The sequence below is a fragment of the Xanthomonas dyei genome (assembly GCF_002939865.1).
In the GTDB taxonomy this organism is placed as follows: domain Bacteria; phylum Pseudomonadota; class Gammaproteobacteria; order Xanthomonadales; family Xanthomonadaceae; genus Xanthomonas; species Xanthomonas dyei.
Genome location: NZ_MDEE01000103.1, coordinates 1 through 1666, shown reverse-complemented (window position 1 = coordinate 1666; position 1666 = coordinate 1). Strand labels below are relative to the sequence as shown.

Genomic DNA, 1666 nt, shown 5'->3' with positions numbered 1-1666 from the left:
CTCCGCCACCACCACCGTCACCCTGCGGACCTTGCATCGCCGGTCCGTTGGCGAACTGCGGCAGTGTCATCACCATCACCGGGCCACGGCTGGTCTGTACCTCTGTCGAGACGTCCATGTTCAGTGCCTGGCGTGTGCTCGCCTGCTCCTGAGCTTCCTGCATCGCCTGGGCATCCAGAAACTCGTGCCCTTGCTTGGCAAGGGCCTGGCTGTAGGGACTGTTGGCGACACGTTTCAAGGCCTGTTCGATCGCCAGTTCGTCCTTGCAGTCGATGGCGTACAGCAACTCGTCCACATCCGGATCGCCGGTGATGTTTTTACGCTGGGGCTGCGGCCGATCTTCCTGCTCGCCAGCGGCAAGAGGCTGTAGCGCGATGTCTGCCGGCGGGGCGCGTGGTGGTCTCAGTCCAGAGGGGCCATCCGGATCGTACCCATCACGCAATTCCAACTCGGTAAACGGCCGCTCACCACGGTCCACGCGCGCCTGCCGGGCTTCTGCGACGCGGTTTTCTGTTTCGAGTTCCTGTTCGAGTTGGATGCGCAGCTCACGCATGGAGCGCTCTATTTCCTCCCAGGAGTCCGGATCGGCGGGCACCGCGGCAGGACGGTCATCTGCCAGGGACGCAGAAAGCGGCTCGCGCGCATCGGCCGCGCCCTCGGGTGCGTCGGCAGAACGGCCAGCGGTCGGCACTTCCAGCGCTGCCCCGGTCGCTTGCGCGAGGTGTGCGGACAAGGGCAACGCTGCAGGAGTATCTGGTGCTTCCGGTGCTTGAGCGTGTGGCGTGCGCGCCTGTTGATCGTCGCGCTGTTCTGCGGCGATCGGGGTGGCGAGCGATGGCGCGTTCGCCGCCTGGGCCAGGCGCGCGCCCGCCAGCTGCTCGTGCTGCTGCGCAGGTGCATCTTGCTGCGCTTCCGAAGCTTGCGCCGTAATCGACCGTTGGCCGTTGTGCAGGTCCGCAACCTGCTGCTGATCTGCCGGTGCTGTCTGCGCGCTCGCCGCGCTGTGCGCTGTCTGCTGCTGGACTTCCTGCGGGCGCTCTTCTTGCGCTCGTTGGCTTTCACGCTGCTGCTGCGCTACGTCAAATGCGTGTGTTTGCGCAGGTTCTGCCAGCCGCTCCTGGGGCCGTTGGACGACGTCATCCGGGGTAGACCGTTGCTCGGGTTGGCGCGCCGATGTGTCCTGCGCATGGAGCGACGACGGCTCGCGCGAGACGGCCTCATTCTCCGGCTCCTGCTCGCGTTGTGGAGCCGCTTGAGCGTGCAGTGGCTGTTGCTCGGCATGTTGCACCGTCTGCGCCTGCAGGCGTTCTTGCTGGCTCTCCTGTGCCTGGCGGGTTTCCTGCTGGCGCTGCTGCGTCTCCTGGGCCTGCTGCTGGACTTGTTCGCGTTGCTGCGCGTCCTGCACCTGGCGTTCTTGCTGCTCCAGTTGTTGCGACTCTTGCTGGCGAAGTTCCAGCACGGCGTGCGCCTGCAGCGCCTGGGTGGCCTGCGTCCGGTCCTCGTGCGACACCTGCTCCTGCAGCGCGTGGTCGCGTGCCTGTGCCAGCTGCTGATCTTGCGCCTGCCGGTCTTGCTGTTGCTGTTCCTGACGCGCCTGCGCTGCGCTGGCGGCCTGGACCTGCGCGTGTCCGTCGAGTGCGTGCTGGTTGGAGGGGGACGATGCCGA

1 protein-coding gene is annotated in these 1666 nt (G+C 66.4%); it reads right to left on the bottom strand.

What is annotated here, in order from left to right; genetic code table 11:
• A partial coding sequence (locus XdyCFBP7245_RS23365; RefSeq protein WP_484606956.1) for a DNA polymerase III subunit gamma/tau domain-containing protein occupies positions 1-1666 on the bottom strand: 1666 nt, incomplete at both ends.